Annotated in this window: 28 protein-coding genes; 22 read left to right on the forward strand and 6 right to left on the reverse strand. The window is 69.5% G+C overall.

The features are described from left to right. Positions 1-76: 76 nt before the first annotated feature. From C6376_RS31960 to C6376_RS32045, 18 genes are all read left to right on the forward strand, one after another. Positions 77-559, forward strand: coding sequence for a hypothetical protein (locus C6376_RS31960; protein WP_061334511.1), 483 nt, complete (start codon positions 77-79; stop codon positions 557-559). Further along, on the forward strand, positions 556-999 hold the full coding sequence (locus C6376_RS31965; RefSeq protein WP_061334513.1) for a hypothetical protein: 444 nt from the start codon (positions 556-558) through the stop codon (positions 997-999). The genes C6376_RS31960 and C6376_RS31965 overlap by 4 nt, the downstream gene beginning before the upstream one ends. A gap of 10 nt (positions 1,000-1,009) precedes the next feature. Next, the gene (locus tag C6376_RS31970) at positions 1,010-1,423 is read left to right on the forward strand and encodes a hypothetical protein (protein ID WP_173985779.1); all 414 of its coding nucleotides are present in this window, start codon (positions 1,010-1,012) and stop codon (positions 1,421-1,423) included. 42 nt (positions 1,424-1,465) lie between these two features. Then, a complete protein-coding gene (locus C6376_RS31975; protein ID WP_107446555.1) occupies positions 1,466-2,308 on the forward strand; it encodes a winged helix-turn-helix transcriptional regulator in 843 nt (280 codons plus the stop codon). Next, positions 2,305-2,826: a hypothetical protein gene (locus C6376_RS31980; protein WP_061334519.1), complete on the forward strand. Its 522-nt coding sequence runs from the start codon at positions 2,305-2,307 to the stop codon at positions 2,824-2,826. Before C6376_RS31975 ends, C6376_RS31980 begins: the two co-directional genes overlap by 4 nt. Then, on the forward strand, positions 2,823-4,058 hold the full coding sequence (locus tag C6376_RS31985; protein ID WP_107446556.1) for an MFS transporter: 1,236 nt from the start codon (positions 2,823-2,825) through the stop codon (positions 4,056-4,058). The genes C6376_RS31980 and C6376_RS31985 overlap by 4 nt, the downstream gene beginning before the upstream one ends. Positions 4,059-4,092: 34 nt before the next feature. After that, the gene (locus tag C6376_RS31990) at positions 4,093-4,395 is read left to right on the forward strand and encodes a hypothetical protein (protein ID WP_107446557.1); all 303 of its coding nucleotides are present in this window, start codon (positions 4,093-4,095) and stop codon (positions 4,393-4,395) included. 55 nt (positions 4,396-4,450) lie between these two features. After that, positions 4,451-5,704 (forward strand): ATP-grasp domain-containing protein, encoded by a 1,254-nt coding sequence (locus C6376_RS31995; protein WP_107446558.1) that lies wholly within the window; start codon positions 4,451-4,453, stop codon positions 5,702-5,704. After that, a complete protein-coding gene (locus C6376_RS32000) occupies positions 5,701-6,864 on the forward strand; it encodes an MFS transporter (RefSeq protein WP_107446559.1) in 1,164 nt (387 codons plus the stop codon). The genes C6376_RS31995 and C6376_RS32000 overlap by 4 nt, the downstream gene beginning before the upstream one ends. After that, complete coding sequence (locus tag C6376_RS32005; RefSeq protein WP_107446560.1) at positions 6,861-7,514, forward strand: HAD family phosphatase; 654 nt, start codon at positions 6,861-6,863, stop codon at positions 7,512-7,514. Before C6376_RS32000 ends, C6376_RS32005 begins: the two co-directional genes overlap by 4 nt. Positions 7,515-7,561: 47 nt before the next feature. Continuing rightward, on the forward strand, positions 7,562-8,422 hold the full coding sequence (locus C6376_RS32010) for a DUF317 domain-containing protein (protein ID WP_107446561.1): 861 nt from the start codon (positions 7,562-7,564) through the stop codon (positions 8,420-8,422). A 30-nt stretch (positions 8,423-8,452) separates the two neighbouring features. Beyond that, complete coding sequence (locus C6376_RS32015; RefSeq protein WP_107446562.1) at positions 8,453-8,941, forward strand: hypothetical protein; 489 nt, start codon at positions 8,453-8,455, stop codon at positions 8,939-8,941. 59 nt (positions 8,942-9,000) lie between these two features. After that, a complete protein-coding gene (locus tag C6376_RS32020; RefSeq protein WP_254076155.1) occupies positions 9,001-9,786 on the forward strand; it encodes a DUF317 domain-containing protein in 786 nt (261 codons plus the stop codon). A 37-nt stretch (positions 9,787-9,823) separates the two neighbouring features. Next, the gene (locus C6376_RS32025; RefSeq protein ID WP_107446564.1) at positions 9,824-10,807 is read left to right on the forward strand and encodes a SpaA isopeptide-forming pilin-related protein; all 984 of its coding nucleotides are present in this window, start codon (positions 9,824-9,826) and stop codon (positions 10,805-10,807) included. A gap of 432 nt (positions 10,808-11,239) precedes the next feature. Then, entirely contained in the window at positions 11,240-12,790 is a 1,551-nt protein-coding gene (locus C6376_RS32030; protein ID WP_107446565.1) for an integrase, read from the forward strand. After that, positions 12,787-14,520 (forward strand): hypothetical protein, encoded by a 1,734-nt coding sequence (locus C6376_RS32035; protein ID WP_107446566.1) that lies wholly within the window; start codon positions 12,787-12,789, stop codon positions 14,518-14,520. Before C6376_RS32030 ends, C6376_RS32035 begins: the two co-directional genes overlap by 4 nt. After that, positions 14,517-16,658 carry an integrase gene (locus tag C6376_RS32040; protein ID WP_107446567.1) on the forward strand — a complete coding sequence of 714 codons (2,142 nt, stop codon included), beginning with the start codon at positions 14,517-14,519 and terminating at the stop codon, positions 16,656-16,658. Before C6376_RS32035 ends, C6376_RS32040 begins: the two co-directional genes overlap by 4 nt. Beyond that, the gene (locus C6376_RS32045; RefSeq protein WP_107446568.1) at positions 16,655-17,062 is read left to right on the forward strand and encodes a hypothetical protein; all 408 of its coding nucleotides are present in this window, start codon (positions 16,655-16,657) and stop codon (positions 17,060-17,062) included. Before C6376_RS32040 ends, C6376_RS32045 begins: the two co-directional genes overlap by 4 nt. Positions 17,063-17,266: 204 nt before the next feature. Here C6376_RS32045 and C6376_RS32055 read toward each other — a convergent pair whose 3' ends face one another. Further along, positions 17,267-17,485 (reverse strand): STAS domain-containing protein, encoded by a 219-nt coding sequence (locus tag C6376_RS32055; RefSeq protein ID WP_107446569.1) that lies wholly within the window; start codon positions 17,483-17,485, stop codon positions 17,267-17,269. 276 nt (positions 17,486-17,761) lie between these two features. On the opposite strand from C6376_RS32055, the gene C6376_RS32060 reads away from it, so the two are divergent. Both C6376_RS32060 and C6376_RS32070 read left to right on the forward strand, forming a co-directional pair. After that, positions 17,762-18,406: a uracil-DNA glycosylase gene (locus tag C6376_RS32060; protein WP_107446570.1), complete on the forward strand. Its 645-nt coding sequence runs from the start codon at positions 17,762-17,764 to the stop codon at positions 18,404-18,406. Positions 18,407-18,786: 380 nt separating this feature from the next. Continuing rightward, entirely contained in the window at positions 18,787-19,263 is a 477-nt protein-coding gene (locus tag C6376_RS32070) for a hypothetical protein (protein WP_107446572.1), read from the forward strand. 191 nt (positions 19,264-19,454) lie between these two features. Here the strand turns inward: C6376_RS32070 and C6376_RS32075 are convergent, their stop codons facing one another. Both C6376_RS32075 and C6376_RS32080 read right to left on the reverse strand, forming a co-directional pair. Continuing rightward, positions 19,455-19,988, reverse strand: coding sequence for a hypothetical protein (locus C6376_RS32075; protein ID WP_254076156.1), 534 nt, complete (start codon positions 19,986-19,988; stop codon positions 19,455-19,457). A 112-nt stretch (positions 19,989-20,100) separates the two neighbouring features. After that, positions 20,101-20,403: a hypothetical protein gene (locus C6376_RS32080; RefSeq protein ID WP_229826027.1), complete on the reverse strand. Its 303-nt coding sequence runs from the start codon at positions 20,401-20,403 to the stop codon at positions 20,101-20,103. A 931-nt stretch (positions 20,404-21,334) separates the two neighbouring features. Here C6376_RS32080 and C6376_RS32090 point away from each other — a divergent pair. Next, a complete protein-coding gene (locus tag C6376_RS32090) occupies positions 21,335-21,670 on the forward strand; it encodes a hypothetical protein (RefSeq protein WP_107446574.1) in 336 nt (111 codons plus the stop codon). Between the two features lie 226 nt (positions 21,671-21,896). On the opposite strand, the gene C6376_RS32095 is transcribed toward C6376_RS32090, so the two are convergent. From C6376_RS32095 to C6376_RS32105, 3 genes are all read right to left on the reverse strand, one after another. Then, complete coding sequence (locus C6376_RS32095) at positions 21,897-22,547, reverse strand: hypothetical protein (protein ID WP_159083324.1); 651 nt, start codon at positions 22,545-22,547, stop codon at positions 21,897-21,899. Positions 22,548-22,653: 106 nt separating this feature from the next. After that, entirely contained in the window at positions 22,654-23,004 is a 351-nt protein-coding gene (locus tag C6376_RS32100) for a hypothetical protein (protein WP_107446576.1), read from the reverse strand. A gap of 562 nt (positions 23,005-23,566) precedes the next feature. Further along, on the reverse strand, positions 23,567-23,866 hold the full coding sequence (locus C6376_RS32105; protein WP_107446577.1) for a hypothetical protein: 300 nt from the start codon (positions 23,864-23,866) through the stop codon (positions 23,567-23,569). A 195-nt stretch (positions 23,867-24,061) separates the two neighbouring features. Here C6376_RS32105 and C6376_RS32110 point away from each other — a divergent pair, with 195 nt between their 5' ends. Then, positions 24,062-24,625, forward strand: coding sequence for a DUF4158 domain-containing protein (locus C6376_RS32110; RefSeq protein WP_159083325.1), 564 nt, complete (start codon positions 24,062-24,064; stop codon positions 24,623-24,625). Positions 24,626-24,805 lie beyond the last annotated feature (180 nt).

A 24,805-nucleotide genomic window follows, 5' to 3' on the forward strand; every position in this document is an offset into this window, starting at 1 on the left:
CGGCTGAGCCGCCGGGTACGGCCGCCCCCTCGCATTCCCCCCAGGCACCGGTCTTTCTAGAAAAGGAGTTTCTCTTTTGTCCGACGGCATATCCGATGAGGCTGAGGATGTCGTGGGCGTGCTCACCGAACGGATCGAAGCGCGCTTCGCCATGGACATGGACCAGTTGAAGGCCGCGGTCGCCGCCGCGCCGACCGTGAACCCTGACGCCACCGACGTCGTCAAGTGGCACGGCCTTCTCGTCGAGGCTCAGTCCCTGCTCGAGCGCGCGGAGGACGACCTCCTCGCCGCGCTGGAAACCCAGCCCAGCGAGGTCGACGACCCGACGATGGGCCTTGCCCACAGCGTGAACGCGGCTGTCACCGCACGCGACGGCCGGGCTCTGGTCGTGCGGTGGCTCCTCGACCCGGACGCTCCGGGCAAGAAGGACCTCGCCGCCGAACGGCTCGCCCGCCTTCGCCCCCGAACCGGGCCCGCGGTGCAGACCAGCGCTCCCCACCGACCCGCGGGTACACCCGCGCCGGCGTCGGCGGGGCGGACAGGAAGGCCCGTCCGTTGAGGAGGGTCAAGTCCAGCACGATGGACGGCGACCTGGAGAAAGTCTTCGGGAGCCCCGTTTCGAAGCTGTACGAGGCGGCAGTGGGCCACGATGCCTCTCCCGCCCTCGCCCGTGCCCTGGAACTGCGTTCCTTTCTGGCTCTGACCGAGGAGCAGGTCGCCCGCGTCCGCGACCGCGTGTGCGCCGACATGGATCCGGACCGCGACATGGGCGAGCTGTCGGCGGACAAGCTCCGCTTCGACGCGCGGTGGCTGGAGGCGGCGCTGGATGCCCGCGACGGCTACCGCGCCGCCCTCGGCGAGCTGCTGCGCACCATGCCTCCGCCCGACCAGCGGGCCCGTCCCGTCCGTACGGCACAACTCAGGGTCACCGCAGCCCTGCCCCCGTCCGCCGCCCCGGCACCTCAGCGTGCCGGGGTGGCCCGGGCCCGCCGACCGTGAAAGCCCCCGCTTGTCTCACCTCACGTCCACCGAGATAGCCGGACGGATCGAGGACCTCTACGGCGCGCCGCTCGCCGACCTCGAAGCCCACGCCCAGGACCAGCCGCCCGGCATGCTCTCCGCCCTGCTCGGCATGCACCACGACCTCGCCCTCGCCGAGCGGAGCATCGACTTCCACCGCGACCACCTCGCCCGGCTCATCCACCCCGAGCGGCAGATCGGCCGACACGAGGTCTCCCATCTCCTCGATGGCTCCCGCCGGCTCGCCGAAGCCGTCGCAGTCCGCGACGTCCAGGCCAAGTCGGTCGCCGCCGTTCTGCAGAGCCTGGCCCGCGTCCCGGCCCCAGCCCCGACCCCGCCGACTCCCTCGCCACCCGTTCCGGCTCCACCACTTCCGGCCCAGAGCACCGCACACAGCCGCTGATCCGCTGGCGATTTCCCTTTACTCACCCAGGAGTTCCTCCCCTTGGCCATCACCGCGCTGCCTCCCGACACCGATGCCGACATCGCCCGGGTCACCGAGGCCCTCGCTATGATCACCCCGCGCTGGAACGTGAGGATCCTGCTGGCACTCTCCGGCCCGCCACAGCGTTATAGCGAGCTGGCGGCCAAGGTGTCCTGGTTGCAGAACGGCCAGCTCCATCCCAAGCTCAAGTCGCTGTGCGACGCCGGGCTCGTCGAGCGCACCGAACACACCGCACGGCATGTGACCTACGGCCACACCGAGCGTGGGGTCGCCCTGCTGCCGGTCCTGCCGGTGATCGTCACCTGGGCCGAGGAGCATCTGGAGAAGGCGGACCGCCCGCTGCCCGCGATCGAGCAGATCGAGGACAGCCTCACCCTGCTCACCCGGCGGCACGCCGCCGCCATCCTGTGGGTGCTGAAGTCCCGCGAGGAGGTCAGCGGGCGGGCCCTGGCCCGGATCGTGATGCCCAGCAGCGACTGGACCAACATCTACCCGCCGCTGCGACAGCTCGTCGCCGACGGCCTGGTCGACACCGAGGGCCTCGGCCTGCCCTACCGGCTGTCCGCGGCGGGCGACGGCCTGAGTCCCGTTCTCGGCGCCCTGTCCGCATGGTGTGCCGGACAGCCCCTCAACCAGGCGGCCCAGCACCCGGTCTGGGGGCATCCGCAGGCGAAGCTCGCGCCGAGGCCGTGGGTCAGCAGCCAGTCCCGGCCGGCCCCCGTAACCCTCCCGCAGGCCCGGACGGGTGAGTCCTCTCCGGCGTGGCACAACCGCGATCTCTTCTCCCATGCCACGGCCGCCCGGCCGAAGGCAGCCATCCCGGCGGGAGGTCCGCGCCGATGACTACCTTTTTCACCTCTGCCGAAGTACGCAACGCGGTCGAGCTGCTGGCTTCGCGTTCCTTGATCCGCCTGGTCACCGAGATCGACGACAACGGGGCGATACCGCCGCGACGGCTGGCCGGTACCCTCCCCGACCTCTCCTCGCACCAACTGCGCCGCGCTGCCGAAGCGGCCCGCGCCCACGGTCTCGTCCGGACCGCGCCCGGCGCCGGTCTGGAACTCACCGAGTCGGGTTCGGAGCTGGCCGACCTATACGACGCGGCTGCGCGCTGGGCTCGACGCCATGCCTACCCGGCACCGGTTTGCGAGTTCAGCAGTCGTGTCCGCCACGTCCTCGACCTCCTGGCGCCCTCGCTCGCGACCGAGCGCGCCGACGGCCTGCCGCAGCGGGCCGCCGCCGCGCGGCTGCCCAGCGACGAGGCCGAAGCGGACCTTGTCCGTCCCCGCATCCTCCTGATCCAGTGGCTGGCCGGCAACCCCCAGATCACCCAGGTGTCCGAGCCCGAGCCGGCCGCGTGAGCACAGCGGCTGCACCCCGGAATGCACGCCACACCGCCGGGCTGATGCGCAGCATCTACCTGCCGCGCACGGCGGACGCTCTCGCGTTTGCGATGTCCACCTACGGCATCCCGCTGCTGGTCCTGGCCACCACGCGCTCCGCCGCGCTGACGGGCGCCGCGTTCGCCCTGGAGTGGATCCCGCGGCTGGCGGCGTTCGGGTGGGCCGGATCCATCGTCGACCGGCGCGGGGCGGCCGTCGTCTTCCACCTCGCCTCCCTGGGACGCGCGCTGGCCCTCGCCGCCGGCGCGGTCCTGCTCCACTGCCACCCGTCCGGCACTGTGGCGACCGCAACGGTGTTGGTGCTGGCGGCGACGACCGGCGTGCTCACCGAGTTCAGTTACATCGCGGCCGAGACCGCGGGCGCCGCCGCCGGCCGACGGGCAGGAAAGCGGGCCCACCGCGTCCAGGCGGCCCTGCTCGGCATCGACCAGACCGCGACCCTGGTCGGCCCCGCCCTCGCCGGACTGCTCCTGCTCGCCGGGCCGCCGACGATGCTCGCGGTGATCACGGTGCTCTCACTTCTCGCCGCGATGCTCGCCCTGCGCACACCCCCCTCACCCGTTGCCCCGGCCCGCGCGCCGAAGGGACAGTCCGGCGCCGGACTCCTCACCGGGTGGCGCACCATCCGCTCTCTTCCGGCGCTCGGCTGGCTGGTGACCGGGCTGACCCTGTCCAACCTGGCCACCGGACTCCTGCAAGCGGCCGGTCCGGTAATCGTTGTCAAGCACTTCGGGCAGTCCACCACGGCCGTCGGCCTGGTCTGGTCCGCAGCCGCCGCAGCGACGCTCCTCAGCGTCACGCTCTGCCGCTTCGCGCTCGACCGGCGGGGCCTGTGGCCGGTCGGCGCCGTCTGCGCAGCCCTCGCCTCGCTCGCCTGCCTCGCCGCCGCCCAGGCCCCCGACTACCTGTCCTACCTGGTCCTGGTCGCGGTCCTCATGGCGGCCGACGGCGGCATGACGGTGGTCCTGCGCACCTTGCGCTCCCGCCTGATCCCCCCGGAGAAGTTCGGCAGCACCCTGTCGGCGACCATCCTCGTCCTCCTGCTGCCCTTCCCCGTCGCCGGCGTACTCACCGCGCTCACCCCGCCCGACGCGCTGGGCCACGTCATCACCGTCTGCGCCGGTCTGCAGGCCCTCGGCCTGTTGTACGCGTTCGCCCGCCTGCGCACCGATCCCGCCCTGCGCACCTGACCCTGCCGCGCTTTCCCCTCCTGTGGAGAACCTCATGCCCACCGCCGTCCTCGGGACGAACCGCGCGAGCGGTCGCACCATCACCGAACAGTTCCACGCCTTCGACGCGCACAACCCGCACGTCTACCGCGCGCTGGAACGCATGGCCGCCCGCCGCCTTGCCGCCGGCGCCACACGGGTCAGCCTCAAGGACCTCTTCGAAGAACTGCGCCGCCAACTCCCGTACGGCGTCGCCGGGCTGAACAACAACTACACCGCCCTCTACGCCCGCCGCCTGATCGACGACCACCCCCACTGGGCCGGCGTGTTCGAGCTGCGCCGCCGCCGCGCCGCCTGAAACACCCCCTTTCCCTTCCCTCGTCCTGCCGCCTACCGACTCGGAGAACCCCTTCTTGTCCGCTCGCCCCCTCGTACTCGTCGTCTCCCCGGGCGATGAGGCGGATCGCGGCTACTGCCTTGAGCAGGTCGCCGCCGCGTACGACATCGTCCTGCTGACCGGCACCGAGCCATCGTGGGAGAAGCCGCACATCGTCGACCACGCCGTCGCCGATCTGAACGACACCACCGCGCTCCTCTCCGCCGGCCGGGCTCTGGCGGAACGACACGACCTTGCCGGCGTCGTCACCTGGGACGAATGGAACCTCGTCCCCACCGCCCGCCTCGCCCGCGCGCTCGGTCTGGCCGCGAACTCCGTCGAGGTGATGAGGGCCTGCCGCAACAAGGCCACCGCCCGCACGTTGTTCGCCCGCCACGGAGTGCCGTCGGCAGCCTCGATGACCGCCCGGACCCTGCAGGAGGCTGAACGGGCGACGAGGACCCTCGGCTTCCCCGCCGTCATCAAGCCCGCCGCAGCGGCCGGCAGCATCGGCGTGATCCGCATCGACCGGCCCGAAGAGCTGCCCGCAGCCTTCGAGTTCGCCTCGGCCGGCGCACGCCGCAGCCGCGAGGACAGTGGCGTCCTGGTCGAGGAGTACCTCGACGGACCGGAGGTCTCCGTCGAATGCGTCACCCACCGCGGCACCACCACCGCCGTCGCCGTGACCCGCAAGCGCCTGGGCCCCGCCCCCTACTTCGACGAGACAGGTCACACCGTCGACGCCGCCGATCCGCTCCTTTCAACGGTGGCGCCGACCGCCGCTGCTGCCATCAAGGCCCTGGGAATCACCGACGGCGTGCAGCACGTCGAGATGCGCCTGATCGGCGACCGGCCCCGCCTGATCGAGGTCAACGCACGCCTGGGCGGCGACATGATCGGACACCTCGTCCACCTGGCCACCGGCGTCGACCTCGCCCGTGCCGCCGCCGACATCGCCTGCGGCCATACCCCCGACCTGACGCCCAACCGCCACCAGGGGGCGGCGATCCGCTTCATCTACCCCGCCTACTCCGGCACCCTCACCGCCCGCCGCCTGACGGCACACGTCGGGGGAGTGGAGCGCGTGCGCTTTCAGCGACAGGCCGGCGACCCGCTCGTACTGCCACAGGACGGCGGCGACCTGTACACCGCCCGCATCGGCTTCCTGATCACCACCGGGCCGACCGCCACTATCGCCGAAGCCCGCGCCCAGGAGGCGTACCGCAACCTCGACGTCCAGGTCGCCCCGGTCCCGCCGACGGCCCTTACTACCGGCCAGGGCGCCGCGTGAGACAGACCGCAGTACCCGAGCTGGTGCGCAGCCGCCGCCTGCTGACCGGGTACTTCGCCGGACTGGGTGTGGTGATGGCCGTCTGGGGCGCGCGCATGCCCGCCGTCCAGAACGCCGCCAAGGCGAGTACCGCCGGGCTTGCCCTGGTCCTGCTGGCCGCCGCCCTCGGCATGGTCACCGGACTCCAGGCAGGCGGACGTCTCGCCCGCCCGGCCCGTCTGCCCGCGCTGCTGACCGGCGGTGCTATAGCCCTCGCCGCCTGTCTTGCCGTCCTCGGGCTCTGCTCCAGTCTGGAGAGCCTCCTGGCAGCGGCGTTCGCCTTCGGCATCGGGCACGGCGTGCTTGACGTCGCAGCCAATGCCGCCGCGGTCCGGTGCCAGGACGTCCACGGCCGCCCCATCATGGGCCGGCTGCACGCGAGTTACAGCCTCGGCGCCCTCCTCGGCGCCGCACTCGCCGCCACCACCGCCCACACCTCACACACCGTTCTGTTCGCCGCAGTGGCAGCTTGCGCCGCTGCTGCGGCAGGCGCGACCACGCGACTCACCCGCACCGTCGCCAGCCCCGCACTCGAGCCCGTCCACCACGGTGCTGCACCGGGCTCACCCGAGCCGAGGAGGTTGTCCCGGCACCGATTGTGGCTGCTCGGCGCGCTTGCCGCCGCCACGCTGCTGGGCGAAGGAGCCGCTGCCGACTGGGCCTCCGTCCACCTGCACGACCTCGGCGCGACAGCCGCGACCAGCGCCGCGGCGTACGGCCTCTACAGCGCCGCCATGGCCGTAGGCCGTCTCGCCGGAGACCGGCTCACCGCCCGCTTCGGCGCGGACACCGTCGTGCGCACCGGCGCCGCGTTGGCCGCGCTCGGCCTCGCCACCGGACTGGCCGGCTCCACCACCGTCTCTGCCCTCCTCGGCTGGACGGCCTTCGGCCTGGGCATGTCCGTCACGATCCCCAGCCTGATCACCGCCGCCGGCACTGGCGGACCCCGCGCGGTCGCCACCGTCGCGGTCACCGGCTACGTCGGCCTGCTCGCCGGCCCCGCCCTCATCGGCGCTCTCACCACCGTCACCGCACTGCCGCACGCGCTGCTGCTGCCCGCCCTCCTCGCCGCAAGCGTCGCCGTGCTCGCACCCAAAGCCTTGGAGAAAACGACCCCTTGACCCGCACCTCCGCCTCCCCGAGCGGCGTGGACGCCCTGATCCTCGACTACAACGGAGTCCTCGGTCTCCAGCCCAGCACCGCCATGTGGACCCGTCTCGCCGACCTCGCCGAGTGGCCCGACCGGCATCTCCCCTCGTTCCAGGACGCCTTCTGGGCTCCCCGCAACGCATACGACGCAGGGGAACTGAGCGATCTCGCCTACTGGGCCAAGGTCCTCGGACACCACCCCGGCCCACGGTGGCTGCGCACCCTGCGGGCCGCCGACACCGCCATGTGGACCCGCACCGATCCGTGCGTCCTCGATGTCCTGTACCGCGCCCGGGCCGCGGAGCTGCCGATGGTGCTGCTCTCCAACGCCCCGGCCCACCTCAGCGACGTCCTGGACGCCACCGTCTGGCGGCGCGAGCTGATGGACGACGCCTTGTACTCCGCCCGCCTGGGCCTGTGCAAGCCCGACCCGGCCGCGTACGAACACGCCCTGGCCGCCACCGGCGTCGCCGAGCCAGCACGCGTGCTGTTCGTCGACGACCGCGAGGACAACTGCCGGGCCGCCGCCCAGCTGGACCTGCGCACCCTCCACTACACCGGCCAATCCGCCTACCTGGAACGGCAGTTGCTGCCTGCCCTCGCGGCCAGCACCGGTTCCTGACTGCGCACCGCGCCGCTCACCCCTCGGCCCCAACCCTCAGGACTTTCGTGCCCGACACCGAAGAGATCGACGGCGACGTCTACGTCTCCCCCCGCTACCTCGCCGCCAGCACTTACACCGGAGACCCGGCTCTGGAACCGCTGCTCGCGCTCGGCTTCGACCTGCGTCACGACGACCTCGGCAACGTGTATGTCACCGCGCCCGATCACCGCGTCCGACTCGGCTATCTGCCCGAGGGAGACGACGACGGGCTGTGGCGCATCAACGCCTACAAGGACTCGTTCGGCCCGCCGGAGTGGGGCGTCTGCTTCAACGACCGCGTCCCCACCGAGTTCGTCCGCGCCTTCACCACCGCACTCGCCGAGGCGTACGAGCGTGGCCCGGACGCCTACCTCGCCAGGCCGGCCGCCGGGGTCGACGAGCACGATCCCTTTCTGGCTGTCGTGCCCGTGCTGAAACAGGGCTGGGAGATCGACCGCCCGCGCTGGGGCGTCTTCGCGGTCCAGTCCCCCGACGGGTTCGCCGGCCTGGAGTTCACCACCGGCGACCTCGATCCGGAAACCGAGCTGACCACACGCGACGCCCGGTGGCAGATGTGGGCGGGCAAGTCCATCGACCGGCCCGTCTGGTACGCCACGGCCAGCACCGACACTCCCGTCGCCCTGCTCACCGCCATCACCGAGTGCGTCGCCGATCCGGCTCCCCTGCCCCGGTGGCGCGAGGAGACCTTCAGCTACATCAAGGGCATGGCCCAGCTCACCCCGATCCTTCCGCCCGGACCGCCGGCCCCGACCCCGCTCGACGTGCGGAGGGCCGCCGCATCCCGCCGCCCGGCCGCGCTCCCCGCGGCCAGCGTCCCGCGCTGGAGCACCACCAGCCGACCGGCCCTGCCCCGTCCACGCCGATAGGACCAGCCCGACCCCCATCGGAGACCCCTCTTGTCCCTGCAGGCCCCCGAGTTCTTCGCCGAGCTGTGCCTCCCGTTCCACAACAGCACGGTCGTGGGCAACACGTACTTCGCCGCCCCCGTCCCCGGCACACCGCTGCGGCTGCGGATCGACTTCACCGGCACCATCCACGCGGACACCTACGGCGGCCTACGCCTGGCGGTCGTCCACCCGGCCCGCGGCGAGATCGACGCCGTCGCCCTCAGCTTCCTCGACCACGGCACGTTCCACCGCCGCGACGAAGCGACCAACACCCGGCCGAACACCAAGCAGCACGGCACCTTCGACAAGTACCACCGCCCCGGCCGGCCCCCGTGGGAGGGAGCCGTCACCACCGGGCTGCGCGACGCCATCGAGCAGTACACCGCCGTCTGGTTCCCGGGCGCCTGGACCGCGTCCGCGCCGAGCCGCGCCGCAGGCCGGACCGCGCAGACCGCGCCCGTCGCGCCGGTCACCCGCAGCGGCACCCGCGCCCGCTGAGCCGCGCCCCACGGCCAGGCCCCGCGTTCCGCACCCTTCCAGCAGGAGCCCTGCCCGTGATGAGCCACCCCTTTGAAAACCTCGACCCCGCCCAAACCGTGCAGGTCCTTCCCCGCCACCTCGCCGGGCCCGGCGCCGTCGACCCGCGTACCGCATGGGCCTTCCCCTACGACGAGGGCTGGCCGTTCGCCCAGACCGACGACGGCACGGCCACGGCGTTCAGCCCGTGCCTGCGACTGCAGACCACCTACGACCCCCAGCCCGACCAGCGCGGCAAGGGCACGTGGACCGTCAGCGCCCACCAGGCCCCGTTCACCCCACCGGCCTGGCGGATCACCTTCGACGCCGCCACCCCCGTCGAGCTGCTGCACGACGTCCACACCGAACTGCTCGACCTCTACCTCGAAGACCGGCACAGCGACCACGACCGGCTGTTCCGGGACGAGACGGCACCGCACGAGGCGTACGTGCCGCTGCTCACCGGCGGGTGGAGCCACGACGTCAAGACCGACGGCACACAAACGTTCCTCACCCCGGAAGGACTCGGCGGCCTACGCCACCGCTACGCCATCAGCGGCTCCAGCGGGCCGGCCTGGCGGGCCTGGGGCGGACACCCCAGCGAGCCGCACTGGACGGCACGCTTCTCGTTCGGCACGCCCACCACGCTCGTCGCAGCCTTCACCGCCTCGCTGATCTCCACCGAGCCACTGCACCGCACCGTCCAGGACGTCCCCGTCCACACCCGCAGCGCCCTCTACATCGCCACCACGACACCCAAGCAGCCTCACGGCAGCACACCTGTCGCCCCGCCACCTCCCGCCCCGGTTGCCAGCCGAACCCGATGACCTTCCCCACCCTCTGATCCAAGGAGTCCTCCTCCTCGTGCACGCTCTCTTCGTTCGATCCGCCGCCGTCGCCGTCGCGGTGACCGGCACCCTCACCTGGGCGCCGGCCGCGAGCGCCCAGCCCTCCGAACCGACCCCCTCGGCCTCCGCCGAGACACCGGCCCCGGACGCGGGCAGCGTCGAGATCATCACCAAGGACCCGGCCGGGGACGCGCTCCTCGGCGCCGCGTTCCTCCTGCTCGACTCCGCCGGCCAAGAAGCTGGACGGGGCAAGACCGACGCACAGGGGAAACTGACCTTCTCCGACCTCGCGCCGGGCGTCTACCGCCTCAAAGAAATCTCCAGCGGCAGCAGCCTTCACGACACCGCCGATGACCAGGACGTCATCGTCACCCCGGGCAACGCCACCCGGCTCACGGTCGTCGACCCGTTCAAGGCCGCCTCGGTCCTGGTGAAGGGCAAGGACGACAAGACCGGCAAGCTGCTGCCCGGATCCACGGTCAACATCGGCAGCGGCGACAAAACCATACTGACGCTGACCACCGGCGCCGACGGAACGGCCAGCGGCAAGCTGCCCATCAACTCCCGTACCGGCACGGACTTCTGGGTCAAGCAGGTCAAGGCACCTGCCGGCTACAACATCTACAAGCCCTCGAAGGCGTTCAAGGCCAAGCCGGGCGATCCCGTGACCGTGACCGTCACCAACGCCAAGACCGCCACCACCCCGCCGCCCTCGGAGAAGCCGACAGACAAGCCCACCGAGAAGCCAAGCGACAAGCCCTCCCCGGACAAGCCCGGCAGGGATGAGGACACCCCGGCGCCGTCTGCCTCGGGTACTCCGACCTCCAACGAGTCCGCGTCGCCGGCTCCTTCCGGCTCGCTCGCGCACACCGGCGCCGACGCCACCCCGTGGCTGATCGGCGGCGCCGGAGTCCTGATCGTCGCTGGCGGAGGCGCTCTCTTCGCGGCCCGTCGCCGACGCACGGACGACTCCACCGACGACGGCTCCTCCGCGAGCTGACCCACCCACGGCCCTCCGCAAAGCCCCTGGAATTCACCCACTGATTCCGGGGGCTTTGTCATGGGCGCGTGTCCGATGCGAACGGAGGCGGGGCGCCACCCGCCGCACACGCGTGACCCTTGCGTAGAGGGACGCCGAACCGTGAAGGCCCGTACGGATATTCGCCTTCAAGAGTGGACTCGCCACCCCGTGGGGGTCGGCCGGTGTCGAACGCCAGCGCGATGTCGCCTGGGTGCGGCACACTGCCGCCGGTATCAGCTTTCCCGGACCAAAGGAGCCGTCCCTGTGGCCGAACGAATCGTCGTCCCAGACCTGTGGACTGGGCGTTGCCAGTGTGGCGATCACGCGTACGAGGCGTCCGGTATTCCGGACGACCCCCACACCTGCTTCCCTGATGATTGAGTGAGTTCAAGGGGCTCACAGGGGTGGCAGATGGACGAGTGGTGGCTGGTGTTTGTGCCGGATCCGGAGCGGTGGGGGCCGCTTCCGGAGGAGGGGGTGCTGGGGGTCCGCGACCTGCCGGCGGCCTTGGACGCGGTGGGGCTTCGCCCAGGCGATCCGGTATTCGTTCGACCTGATTTCGTCGTGGACGCGGAGTTGTTGCAGTTCGCCCTCTCGCCGGATTTCCGCGACCTGGAACGGGAGTCGCGTCGGAATTACGCGACAGACATCCGTTTGCTGCTGTCGTGGCTTTGGCGGCGGGGTGTTCCCTGGCGGGCTGCGACAATTGCGGACTTGCGGGCGTACAAGGAATTCCGCGTCGACTCTCCGTTGAATCCTCAGCGGATCGGCGGAACGAAGTGGAACCGGGAGGCAGCTGCGCTGACCCAGCTCTACAAATGGGCGAAGGTCAGCCCTCTCCCGGTAGATGTGGGTCGTCGCGCGGACCGATCAGCAAGTGCGCGAAGCTCTCGGGTGTCGTGGCTGACTCCGCGTACTTGGGGTCTGTGGCAAGACCTGGGCCTGCGAGGAGTTGGCCGAGACGGGGCGCCGTTGCCCGGCTGGGACGGGCGAACCGAACTGCGGAACACCGCGTTCGTGGGGCTGACGCTGAGCTCGGGCCTGCGACGGCAGGAGGCCGGCGCGATGCTGACGTTCGAAGTGCCGACCCGGCGTCTTCGATCTGGACGCTACTGCCATGGCCTGGTGGCCAGCGCCCTTTCGCGGTCGAAGCGTGACCGGACCTACTACGCGTCGATCGAGTCTGTACGCCAGCTCGGTGCCTACAGCGAGTCCGAGCGGGCGTGGGCTATCCAGCGCGCCCAGGTGGAGGGCCGCTACGAGAAGCTGTCGCTGATGCGGCTGGTCACGGACGTGACGCTTGGCCCGGTTCCGGTCGTGCACTGGGTGGAGCGGGATGGGACGGCAGGCAGGCGGGAACTGAGCCTGCTGGACTGGCGCGAGAGGCAGTGGCTGTTCGTCGAGGGACCACACGGCCCGGAACCGGCGTGGTTGTGGTTGTCCGAGCAGGGCATGCCGATGCTGCCGGACCGGTGGAACACGGTGTTCCGGCAGGCCAACCAGCGGTGCGAGGAAGCTCTGTTGACGCCGGAGGAGCGAGAGGTCCCGCGGCCGTTGAGGTCGGCTGCGGTACGGGGGAAGGTCCCGTATGCGACGCCGCATTCCGCGCGTCACTCCATGGCGCTCTACATGCTGGTCGTGCTGAACGAGCTCATGGACAAGAAGTACGGGCTGACCGCCGCGGACCGGCGCGACTTCGCTCAGCTCTACGGCGACCCGTGGTGGCTGGTGAAGACCCTGTTGGGACACCGGGACGTTGAGACGACGAAGGAGCACTACCTCAACCCGGTCATGCACCTGCAGCTGGAGTCGATCCTCGCCTTCGACACCGAGGACGAGCACGGCGAGACGGACCAGACGAAGGACCTGAACGGCCTGTTCACCCGGCTGGCCCGGGAAACTTCCGGGATCCAGGACATCGAGGTGCTGTTCGATGCCCTCCCCGTCGCGGAGACATCGTGAGCGGGCGGGGCCGCAGGGCCGTCCTGCCGCCGGCGGACTTCCAGGCGACCCAGCGCATCGCCGCCGACGGACTACAGGTCACCGTGGTGAACAAGGAAGGCTTCGAGCGCGTCTTCGACTTCTCCGCGATTGCCGTGCCCCAGCCGATGCGCTGCTCTCTTGCGCGCGCGTTCGCCGAGCAGTCCATGGGGTGGAACAGCCACGCGAGCGGTGAGTCGTATTGGCGGTCCGTGGAGGTCTTCGCCCGGTTCCTCAAGGACCAGGGGCATCCGGCCGAGGATCTCGGCGACCTTACCTCGGCCACGCTCCGGCTCTGGCGCAACAACCACAAGGACAGCCCCGGTGGGCGCGAGGCCCTGGCCAAGATGCGTACGCTGCTGAAGCGCGAGCCGCGGCTGGCGCAGGGCCTGGCCGCCGAGGAACTGGCCCGCCCCGTTGCGAAGAAGGGCAAGCCCTCCAAGCAGTCCTACCGGCCGTCGGAGCGCGACCAGGTGCTGCTGGCCGCCGAACGGCAGTTCCGTGCCGCGCTGCTGCGGATCCGGGAGAACACCACGCTGCTGGCCCGCTACCGGTCGGGCGCACTGGACCCGGACAACCGTGACTGGAGGATCGGGGCGGCCCTCGAGCACATCGCCGCCACGGGCGAACTGCCCGGGTACCCAGACAAAGAGGGGAAGGTCTACACCCGAGCCGAAGGGCTGCTGCGCGGGAAGAACCGCGGGAAGACGACCGGCCGGCTGTTCCTGAGCCGGTCGGAACTGACGTCCCTGGCCGTGATGATGACGGACCGATACGGCTGGAATCTGTCGGTCTACGACCGCCTGCACGTGCCCGCTATGACCCCGTCCGTGGGAGAGACGGCCACGGTCACCTACGAGGTCCTGGTGGAGAAGCGCCGCTCGGGAGAGGGGCGCTGGTTCGATACGGAGAACTACACCGACTCCGGCGCGGACTCGCCGGGCCGGCTCATCACCCAGGCCCTGGAGGCCACGCAACACGGGCGGGCCTTGGCCGCCGCCCTGTCACCCGGCCACGACCTGCTGATGGTCGCCCGCAATCGGCGCCGTACTGACGTGGACTCCAATCTGGACCGGCCCCGGAACGTCGGCCCGCTGTGCTTCGGGGTGTCCAAGGCCGATGCACGAGTATGGGCGAGAACTCACAAGATCGGCTCGCCCTTCCAACGCGCCCGCAGGACCACCGTCACCACCACGGGCAAGCCACTGCAGCACAAACGTGGCACCCACGAGAGCATCTACGTCCTGCCCGACGAGAACGTCCAGGAGGCCGCCGTGGGCGTGATCGCGGCCGGCGCCGAGGAGGCCCTCGAACAGGCCCGCGACTACACCTTCAAGGGGCGGCTCACGGACGCGGCCGACGCGGCCCATCAGGAGACCGCAACCGCGGACTGCGCGGACGAGGAGACCAGCCCCTGGCCGGACCCGAGCGGGGGCTGTGGCGCCGACTTCCTGCTCTGTCTGTCCTGCGAGAACTCCCGGGTCCACACCGGCCACCACCCGCGTCTCGCGATCCTGCGCCGCCAGTTGATATCGCTCCGCTCCGGCTGGCCGGAGAAAATCTGGCGCAAGCGATGGGACGAACACCTCCAGCGACTCGATGATCTGCGGGCAAAGGTCAATGAGAGCACCTGGGACGCTGCTCTGGCCCGGATCACCGACCGCGACCAAATGATCGTCGACCATCTGCTCAAGGGAGACCTCGCCCCGTGACGACAGCTCTGACCCTCGAGGCCGATCCCTACATCCTTCCCCTGCCGGGGCCGGAGAGCCCGGTGGTCCTGGACCGGTGGATCAGCGCCGGCAACACCCACCCCAACTCCCGGTACAGCGACGACGTCTGGTCGATGGGACCGCTGATCGATAACCCCGGGGACAGCATCCACAAGATCAATTTGAGGAGGTGCCCCGCCACCCTGCGGAGCGAGTTCCGGCGCCTCATCTGGGTCCTGGTCAACGGCGAACTGCGACCCACCTACGTGCAGGAACGGGGCTTTCAGAACCGGTCACGCGACGGCGTGATCAGTATGCGCGACAACATCCTGCAGTGGATGAAGTTCGCGCGCTGGCTCGACCGGCAAGGCGTGTCCCAGGTCAGTGACTGCACCATGGAGCACTGGATGGCGTACGCCGCCAAGTGCACCAGCGGCTGCACGCGCGTTCATGCCCAGACGGTTCTGCGCTGGCTCTCGGACCTGTGGGCCTTCGACCAGCTGTCGGCCAGCCCCTGCGGCGTTACGCAGCCGCCCTGGGAGAGCGAGGGCATCGACGACTACCTGCCGGCCTCGACGGGCGAGGCGGGCGGGGAGAACAAGACTGAGCCGCTGGACCCGACCGTGATCGGTCCTTTGCTGACCTGGTCGATCCGCATGGTCGAGGACTTCTCCGACGACATTCTGGCCGCCTGGGCCGAGCGCTGCCGCATGCACGCCCGCGTGACGGCCACGCCGAGCACCCGAGGGGGTCTGGCGGCCGTCAAGAACTATCTGCAGCCGCTGGTTGATGCCGGGGCTCTCCTGCCCGCCACCGTGAGCCGAAAGCACGGCATTACCCTGGCCCATCACTACGTCGCGGCGGTCACGGGAGCCAGCTGGAACCAGGTCCACGACTTCGCTACTCGGCGCGGGCTCCGTGAGCTCGCCGCCCGGCGGCCCGGCCCCAGCCCGATGCAGGTGCCGGTGACGGGCCGGATCGAGGGGCGGACCTGGCGCGAGTTCATGGACTACGAGGAGACGCCGATTCTGGTGCGGCACCTGGCCACGGCCGCCGCCATCGTGATCTTGTATTTGACCGGGATGCGCCCCCAGGAGGCGCGGTCGCTGCGGTCCGGCTGCTGCCCGGACCCGCAACCGAACCCCGACGGCTCCATGCCGCGGCATCTGATCCGGGCCCACCACTTCAAGAACGTGCGCGACTCGGACGGCCACCACATCTCCGCTGGTGAGGAGCGCGCCGTCCCCTGGGTCGCGATCACCCCCGTCGTGAACGCCATCCGGGTTCTGGAGCGCATCGTCCCCAAGGGCGAGCTGTTGTTCAGCTCCACCCACCACGATGTCGTCTCCCAGCGCAAGCACCACGGTGCGCTGAAGCGGGGCACCCTGGACCGCCGCGTCGAGAATCTCGTGTCGTGGATCAACCAGGAGGCCACCGCCCAGGGCTTGCCCGCCCAGATGGTGCCGGAGGACCCGCACGGCAACCTTGGACTGAGTCGCCTGCGCAGAACTTTGGCTTGGCACATCGCCCGCCGCCCCGGCGGTCTGGTCGCCCTCGCCATCCAGTACGGACACATGCGCACCGCCCTGGACGCCCGTACCTCCACCGGCTACGGCAACCGCGGTCGCCGGGGGTTCCACGGGGAGCTCGACGTCGAGACCGCTCTCGCCGCCGCGCAGACCGCAGCACGGCTGCGCGACGCTACTGCGGCCGGCGAGAAGATCTCCGGCCCGGCCGCTCGACGGGCTCTCATCGGAGCAACCTCGCTCCCCAGCTTCGAAGGCGCCCTGACCACCCCGAAGGCCGCCGCCAAGTTCCTCGCGCGCGACGGCCTCGTACTCTTCGACAACCCGGACTCCTTCCTCATCTGCGCCTTCAAGCGCGACACGGCCCTGTGCGATCCGGATCCCGGGGCGACGGCACCCAACCAGTTCGCCTGCCAGCTCGGCTGCGGCAACGCGGTCCGCACCGACAGCTACGCGCAGGCGGCACGAGAGCACGCTGATCGGCTCGATACGAAGGCAGTCCTCGTGCCCCAGCCCCTGGGTGACCGACTTCGCCTGACCGCCAACCGCTTCCGCGCTCTCGCCGACGCCCACGACTCCGCCGCCCAGTCCGCCGAGGAGGCCATCGCATGAACCAGCAGCACGAGGACGAACGCTCCCGCATCCGCACGGCCATGGACCGCCTCCTGGCCGGCCAGCCCACCTGCTCCAACGGCAGTCTCACGGTGGTTGCGCTCGCCGCAGAGGCCGGTGTTCACCGCATGGCTCTGCAAAAGCGCCACGCCGATCTCAAGGAGGAGTTCTACGCGCGGGTACGTGCGGAAACGCACCAGACGCCGGAAGTCGAAAGGCGGCTTCGCAAAGAGGTTGTCCGCCTGAAGGAAGCTCTCAAGGACTCCCGGGCTGCCGAGGCCGAGTCCCGGCATCGAGCGGAGCAGATGGCCCTTGCGGCAGCGGTCCTCATCCTCCGGCGCCCCGACGACCAGGACCAACCTGCCCCCGGCAACGTCATCCCGCTCCGCCCGTCCGGCGATTAAGGAGAGGAGGCCGTCACGCGGCGACGCCAAGCTCCTTGCGGGTCCGGTGGATGAACGCGCGGACGGCCGGCTCGCGCCGCCAGGGGGCGAGGGCGCCATTGAGCTCGCGGACGTAGTCCTTGGCCCGGTTCGACTGGACGCGGGCGAGGATGTCGACGGACCGGTTGCCGAGCTCGAGGCCGTGGGGCTCACGTCCTCACTCAGCTATGGCTGCTCGATCGTGAAGGCGCCGCCGGTACAGGTGAGCCGCAGTAGCCGAGCCAGGGAGTGCGGGACCGCGCGCAGCCGCAGCTCGCTCCCGCCGGCCTTGGCCGCGTGGGCGGCGGCCAGCAGCGCGGACAGACCGGTGCAGTCGATGAAGGTCAGCTGGCCGCAGGCCACGTCGATGTGCCCTGTTCTCGTATAGCTACGGCCAACGGACATGTAGCGCTGCGTGATGCTAGGGGTCGGACCCCGCGCGAGGGCGAGCGGTACAGCGGGTGGCGGCCGAGGCCAGATCTCGTATGGCTATGGCCAGGTGGCATGTGGCTCTTTGTGATACTCGGGACTTCCCATGACAACAGAGTCGCCCGCAGCCTCCGTCGCGTCCTTCGCGACTCGTTCTCCGGCATCTGTGGGCAGGATCGATCGAGCAGTCTGCAGTGGTCAGACGTTCCCGGTAGGGTCCCCGCGATGGTGTGAGCCGGTGTTGGAGGAAATATGGCGAGACGAATGCGGGACGAGGCGTTCCGGATAGAGCAGGAGCAGGGGCGCTACGCCCCTCACGTACGTCCGATCAATGAGATGGTCGACGCCTTGCGCGACCAGGACGAGCGTGGCTGGATGCCGCACGTCGCCCCCTGGCACGGGGGAGTGGAGGCGCGCGCCCTGTCGATCCTGCGGGACCCGGGCCCCAAGACACAGGAGGGTGTCGGCTCCGGATTTCTGTGCGTGGAGAACGACGATCCGACAGCGGAGCTTCAGGTCCAGCTCTTCGAGGGGGCGGGGATCGCGCCGCGAGACGTCACTCCCTGGAACGCCTACCCCTGGTACATCAACCGCTCGCCGAAGGCGGCCGAGCTTCAGGCCGGCGTCGAGGTCCTGAAGCAGCTGCTGGGGTTGATGCCGAAGGCCGAGGTCGTGCTTCTCCAGGGCAGTGAAGCCCAGGACGCGTGGCGCCGCCTGCTCAAGACGCACCCCGGAGTTGTCCGTGAACGGAGTCTGAAGGTGGTCAGCACCTACCACCCGGGACGGCAGGCTCTCTTCGTGCGAGACCCGGATGAACGCGCCCGCCGCGCACAGCACAGAGTCGACTCCTGCCAGACCGTCGGTGACGTGCTCCGTGGCGAGGGCGGGCAGAGGTAGGGTCCGCGCACGGATCAGGCCGTGGAGCAGCTTGGCGATGGGCGAGGGGTAGCGCCGGGGTGAGGGGGCGAAATGGCACAGGCGACGCGCTGGAGGTTCCGCGAGTGCGGCGCGGAGATCCGAGGGGCAGCGCTCAGTCCCGAGAGGTCAACGAACCAGATCAACCCCACACGCCACTCTGGTCATCGTGTGGCCCTGGACCCGTGGCCGAAGGGACGCGCCAACGCGTACGACACGTCTGGCTCCGGGTGGGTTGTGTACACCCGCGAGCCCGGCAGGTGGCGGCAGCGCTGGGACAGCCTTGCCCTGTCGACCCGCGTCTTGGTCACCGTTGGCGAGATTAGAGACCCTCTCTCCTACTGCCCTGAGGACTCCACGAAGTGAACGCAGAATTCTGGGTCGCCGTCTTCGCTGCAGGCGTCGCCCTCATCGCGCTGATCAGCAGCGCGGTCAGCGCCGCCAGAGCCCGCGTCAAAACCATCGAAGACGCATATATCGCACGCTACTGGCAAATCCTCGACGGCTTCCCCTCCCTGGCCCTCGTCGCCGAGGACGGCACAGCATGCAGCAGCGAGGAACTCAAAGCCGTGCGCCTGTACTTGCGGCTTTGTGAAGACGAGCTGGAACTGCGTGAGTTGGGCTGGGTCGGCGGCGAGACCTGGGAGCAATGGCGCCCCGGTATCCGAGCCCAGCTCAACCAGTGGCCCGTCGCCGCCGAATGGGCCCTCATACGCGACTGCCATCGCGCACCCCACCAGTTCATGCTACTGCGCGAATTGGACGCCACCCCTGACTATGATCCCTACCGGCACCGCCCCTACATTGGCCGCTTCACGCGCCAATGGCGGGGACTGTGATTGTCCCTGTGGCAACCGAACGGCATGGAGACAGGCGGCACGGCCCCTCCAGGCCATGAAGACCGGCCGCAGCCTGCTCCTTACCTTCCGGTGCTCATGCTCCGACGGTAGGGAACCCCCGGCCCTCTGCGAGCACAGGTTCCGGTCACCCAAGCGCACTTATACATGTAGAGGGCTTCCACATCAGGTTCTTAGCCGATGCTGGTGTCTGTCGCAGGAGCCTTTCGGGCGTTGTTCCTGAGGTTGGCGAAGGGCAGGGCTCCTCCGTGGAGTTCTTTGAACTCGTCGATCAGGTCCTGCTCAGCCTCACCCGCATCGTCCTCGGTCGTCGGCCGCCAGGCGACGAGCAGTGCGTCCGAGTCGGCCAGCTGCCAGATGTAGCGTCCGCCCCAGTGGCCGGCCAGCAGGCCGGTGCCGTGGCGGCGGTAGTCGGCAAGCCGCTGATTCAGTCCGTCCTTGCCCGCGGCCTTGCCGATGTACACGACCGTTGCCCCGTCCACCCAGGCGTCGCGGAGCTTGTCGGCGGTCACGGACGGGTCGCGGCCCTTGAGGTGTCCGGCAGGGCTGGTGGGGAGGAACGACGGGGGCGAGGTGTCTGCGCGGATCACCACGTAGATTCCGTGCCCGGTGGGGACGTTGCTGCCGGGCAGTTCACGGAACGGCACGAAGCCGCGGAAGCCGCGTGCGGTCAGGGTCCTCTGTGTCAGCTCTGGTGTCGGGCTCATACTAGGCATCGTGCCAGGCGCATCTGACAGTCCTCGGCGGTAGGTGTCGTACTGCAGCCGGGCGGGGGCAGGTCAACGACCTGCCCCCGCCCGGGCTTGGTGAGATTGGTACCTAGTGCTGGGCCTTCTTGCGGTGGACGCGGATGCTGGCGGGGGCACCAAGGTAGTTGCAGTCCGCCCCGGGACACCGCTCCCAGTTGCCGTTCTCGACAGCCGCCTCGCGGACGCCGTTGTCGGGCCCGAACCCGTGGTGTGCGATGAGTCGGGCGACGGAGTTGTCGTATCGGGCCGCCAGGAGGGCCGCCTCTGCGATCTTGTCGTGTCCCTGGGAGAAGAAGGAGCCGAGGCCGACCTCGTTCCCGCATCCGCACCAACAAGTTCCCGTCGGCATCAGCCGCGTTTCGCTCTTCGTCATGGCTTCAAGGTACTCCTTCTAGGAGGTGCGTCAAGGATGTAGTCCTAGAAAGGTCTCCTAGGGGATCGCGACTGCCGCAGTAAATGCCGGATTTACTGCGGCAGGACCTCTACCGTGATCACCGCGACCTGCGGCGGGTGATTCCGGCCGTCGGGGTGAGGTGTACGCATTTACTGCGGCAGAGCAGGGAAGCGGGGCGCGCTCCGGCTGCCGCGCGCCCGGGTGTTGCCCCTGTCCGCCCCGCCCTCGTCGTACACCGCGGCGGTCGAGCGGTACCTCACCGGCGCGGGCATCGCCAAGTCCTCCGCGCGGATCTATCGGATCTCGCTGACGACCTGGGGGTGGATGCTCGCCGGCGAACCGCCGCCCACCGGACCCGCCCGCCGGGGTATGCGGGGCGTTCCACCCGGTCGCCGTGCGCCGCGAGAGATAGGTCCGCATGGCGTGCTGCGCGACCTCCGCGAACTCTGTCCTCATCCACTGGGGCAACACATGCTCGGCGGACATTGGGCCACAGGCCCCACAGAATACGCACGTTGCAGGCATTCCAGGGAGGTTAGGGGCAACACCGCGACCAGCGACCAGGATTGGGACCGCGTGGCTCCTTGAACGGACCGCGCGCGCCTCTGTGCTGCTGCCGGGCCGTGCGTGGCCCGGCAGCGGGGCGAGGGGCCGGCTCGTCGACCCGTTCGGCAGCTGCCTCCTAGTCGTCCTCACGGCCGGGCCCCGCGCGAGGGGTAAGCCCATGAGCCAGGCTCAGGGAGCAAGCAACTCCACCAGTGGGTTCCGAGGTCCAGACGTGGCGAGATCTCGTGGTGCAGAATCCGTCGTTATGGATTCACCATCTTCCGACATACCTTCCCGAAGACGACGGCTCAGACGGCTGCTGCGCCTCGCATGGCACGGGGGCAAACTCTTCATAGCAGGTTCCGTGCTCCTCCTGCTGGCGGCCGGCTTTGTCTACGGAGCGTTCTTCGCGGACACCGACGAGAGCAACAACCCCATGGAGCAGCCGGTGCCAGAGGCGGGTGACTGCATCGCCGCCGACCGGTACTTTCCGATCACCGTTTCCTGCGACGATCTCGATGCGACCGTCCAGGTTGTCCAGGTCATCGACGGGGACAACGCCTCTCAGTGTGCGCTCGTCCCCGAAGCCACCGAAGTCCTCCAGCACGAGTCCGTCCTGAAGGTGGGGGGTGCCGACGGTATCGATGTAGGTGATGCCGAGATCCGGACACTCTGTGTGAGGGAGCTCACAGGCAACTGAGAAGCGGGCCAGGCCGGTGTCCGGGCAGACGTCGCGCGGGCTGAGGACCTGAGGACACAAACACTGTGTTCACGCAGAGCAACGACGTGTCTATGACTGGTCCGGCGCTGACCCGAGCTACTGACTACTGCGAATCGCATGGCCTCGACCCGCGATGTTCGCTGACAGAAGGGCGGAGAGGGCGCTTCCGGCTACGAGAATGGGAAGCGCCACGAAAACCCTCGGCTCAACTGGTGGCATGCTCCTCTGCGTTTGGGTCGCCGGCATCCCGCATGAGCTGGTACATGCGCTTCTTGAACTCGCTGCTCAGCGGTTCGCTGTCGACGTCCACGCCGTCGTCTGGGGTGAAGTCCCAGTTGAAACCGATGCTGCCGCGTCGTCCGGTGCTCTGGGTCACCGTGACACCACGGCCATCCTGCAACAGTTCGATGCGGTGCGTGGCCACGGTCCTGTCCGGCACGCGTGTCAAGAGTTCGGGGCCGACCTCGGAACGGCCGTTGCGTTGGTATGGCATGAACGCGAAGGAGTTGCTGTCCCACAGGTGGACCACGATGAGCTTGGCCATCGGCCCCAGCAGCGCGTACTGGAGGCCGGCCGCCATGTCGTCCGGCGACGGCGGCGGTGTGTAGCTCACTCTTGCGATGTCATCGAACAGCAGGCGGTTCATTGTGCGCGTATCTCCGTTGCGCACGAGGTACAGCGCCCGGTCAGAGACTACGACGTCGACGCGTACACCGCGGTTGCGGAACAGTTCACCAAGGTCGCCGCCGGTACGACAGATGTCGAAGGCGACGAGTTGTTCGTCTTGTTCCATGCGCGGCGCGAGTCCTCGCGCCGCGCGGGCCAGAGCCCGGCGAGTCAGGAATTCCTTGAACACTGGGTGAATGTAGGCCCTTTCCGCTCACTTCCAACAGGGCTGTGCAGGAGCTGACTGGTTACGACGCTTCTCTCGCCGCCTCCGCGCGAAGAGCACAGCCCTGGGCTCACGCTTGAGTGGTGCGGTTGAGCAGCGAGCCGGGTCGATTCTGCTCAGACGCGAAGAAGCCCTTGATGCGCTCAAAGGTGATGCGTACGGGATGACCTGCCAGGTGCTGGTCGTACGCTTCGCGTTGGCTCCGGTACTCCCGGTTCGGCGCCGGCATCTCGTCGGCGGGCCGCCACACCACTTCGACCAGCGTCGCGGGATCGGGCTGCGGATACTGTGGGCCGTCGGAGTGGGCGATGATGAACGCAAGCTGGTGGGTGGCCTGGTTACGCGCCCAACGGGCCCCTTGGACGAGCCTGCGGCCGTAGTCGTCAGCATCGCTCAGGTACGTCGCGTCGTTCTCGCGCATCTGCTTTCAAGTGAGCACGCCCAGAACAGGCATTCCGTCGCGGAGGCAAGGGCGGAGAAGCCGTCGTCGTGCGCGGTCACCCTCGTCGCGTCCCGCAGGAATCGCTGCACAGCCTGGTAGTAGCCAATCATGGCCGCGCCCAGCATCTCTGGGTCCGGCTGGAGAGTATCGGTCACGTCGCTTCCCCTTGTCGAGTGCGAGGCATAACTGATCAGGATGCACTCCGTGGCCGGAAAGGGCGAGGGGTTTCATCTGTCGCAGCGCTGGGGTGGCCATCGCGCCCCGCGATCACGGGGACGCGGGGTTCCCGTTCGGTCTGCGCAGTCCCTGCGGATCTGCACAGTGATGTCCATGGGGCTGCGCGAGTTGGAGTGGGCGGGACCTGTGGCAGATGGACGGTTTCGAGGTGGGCTGGCGGGATGCGACGGGCGAGTACCTGCGACCGCTAGCAGAGGCCGTCTCGGTGGCGTTCGAGGACGGGCGGCCGGTACGAGTCCCGACTGGGGGATCGGGGCTCGGGCGCGCGGGAGTCCGCGTGGCCGCCGTTGCTGCCGGGTGCGGGTTACGGCTTGGCTTGGCCTTCGGGCCACATGGCCGGGTCAACTCCGTCGAAGCCATCGGCGCAGCCCTGGGTGAAATACTCCCGCACCTTTGCGTTCGGGCTTTCGTCCATAGCGGCTTCGTAGTCCTGGAACTGCTTCCCGCACCCGGCGGTCTTGTCTCCGCCGGCCCTCTGCTCGGTCTGTCCGCTCAGATATCCAGCCGCGTAGTCGTAGGCGTTGGCCCCGCGTTGCACCTCGGCTCCGCAGCCGGTCGTGAGCGCAAGCACGGCTATGGAGGCCACCCCCCAGCGTCTGCCCATGTCCCCTCCTTCTGATCTGCATGAATGCGGAGACTGTAGCGCCCCGGTGGGGCACCGCCGGGGCCGCCGCTGTCAGGGCCACCGCGTCTATCACGTCGGGTGATGCTCTGGGCTGGAATCGGGGATCGTCTCACGCTCCGCCAGGTCACCTGGCACTGTCGCGCGCGAATCACACTGACGATCAAGGAGCGGGCGGTGCCCACCAACTTTCTGAGCGAGGAACAGCGCAGGCGCTTCGGCCACTTCACCGAGGACCCGGACGAGGGACAGCTCGCCGGGTCCTTCTTGCTGGATCAGACCGCGCGCCGCAGGGCGATGGCCACCCGCTGCGCGCGGAACCGGATCGGCTGGGCTGTCCAGCTCGGCACCATCCGCTACCTGGGCACCTTCCTGAACAACCCCGAAGAGGTGCCCGCCGGGGTGGTCGCCTGGTTCGCGCTCGCCCGCTGGCTGTACCAGCGGGCCTGGATCGGCAACGAACGCCCCACCCTGCTGCTCGACCTCGCGACCAAACGCCTGGTGGACAAGAAGGTGGTGCTGCCCGGGGTGACCGTGCTGGAACGGCTGGTCTCCGGCAACCGCGAGCGGGCCGAGAAACGCCTGTGGGCCACCCTCGCCGCGGTGAAGGTGGGCTCGGGGTCGGCAGGACCGCGACGTTGTCCCCCGGCTGTCGCAGCTGTTCGTCCTCCCGTATCGACCCGCCCCGCGTCGCCGCCCGAACCGCCACCCCGCGCGTCATCGACGGCGGGGGCACCCTGAACGCAGGCACCTGGCGCGACGCCGGATGGACCGTCCGCGCCCTCGGACGCCCCTGAGCCGCGGTTTCGTCACCCGGCCCATGACGCCTCCGAAATCGGCGCACGCGGCCGGGGCCACGCCAGAGCCGCCAACAGCGTCCTGGCGATCATGGAAGCGATGGCACACTGATGGGCCCAACTT

Origin of the sequence: Streptomyces sp. P3 (assembly GCF_003032475.1) — a bacterium.
GTDB lineage: Bacteria > Actinomycetota > Actinomycetes > Streptomycetales > Streptomycetaceae > Streptomyces.

Excerpts from the sequence above, each read along its gene's own strand:
- C6376_RS32055 (WP_107446569.1), bottom strand. The coding sequence starts at position 17,485 with ATGTCCGTTGGCCGTAGCTATACGAGAACAGGGCACATCGACGTGGCC.
- C6376_RS32020 (WP_254076155.1), top strand. The coding sequence starts at position 9,001 with ATGAGCCACCCCTTTGAAAACCTCGACCCCGCCCAAACCGTGCAGGTC.
- C6376_RS32045 (WP_107446568.1), top strand. The coding sequence starts at position 16,655 with ATGAACCAGCAGCACGAGGACGAACGCTCCCGCATCCGCACGGCCATG.
- C6376_RS32080 (WP_229826027.1), bottom strand. The coding sequence starts at position 20,403 with ATGACGAAGAGCGAAACGCGGCTGATGCCGACGGGAACTTGTTGGTGC.
- C6376_RS32075 (WP_254076156.1), bottom strand. The coding sequence starts at position 19,988 with ATGAGCCCGACACCAGAGCTGACACAGAGGACCCTGACCGCACGCGGC.
- C6376_RS31990 (WP_107446557.1), top strand. The coding sequence starts at position 4,093 with ATGCCCACCGCCGTCCTCGGGACGAACCGCGCGAGCGGTCGCACCATC.
- C6376_RS31980 (WP_061334519.1), top strand. The coding sequence starts at position 2,305 with ATGACTACCTTTTTCACCTCTGCCGAAGTACGCAACGCGGTCGAGCTG.
- C6376_RS32100 (WP_107446576.1), bottom strand. The coding sequence starts at position 23,004 with ATGCGCGAGAACGACGCGACGTACCTGAGCGATGCTGACGACTACGGC.
- C6376_RS32030 (WP_107446565.1), top strand. The coding sequence starts at position 11,240 with ATGGACGAGTGGTGGCTGGTGTTTGTGCCGGATCCGGAGCGGTGGGGG.
- C6376_RS32105 (WP_107446577.1), bottom strand. The coding sequence starts at position 23,866 with ATGGGCAGACGCTGGGGGGTGGCCTCCATAGCCGTGCTTGCGCTCACG.
- C6376_RS32060 (WP_107446570.1), top strand. The coding sequence starts at position 17,762 with ATGGCGAGACGAATGCGGGACGAGGCGTTCCGGATAGAGCAGGAGCAG.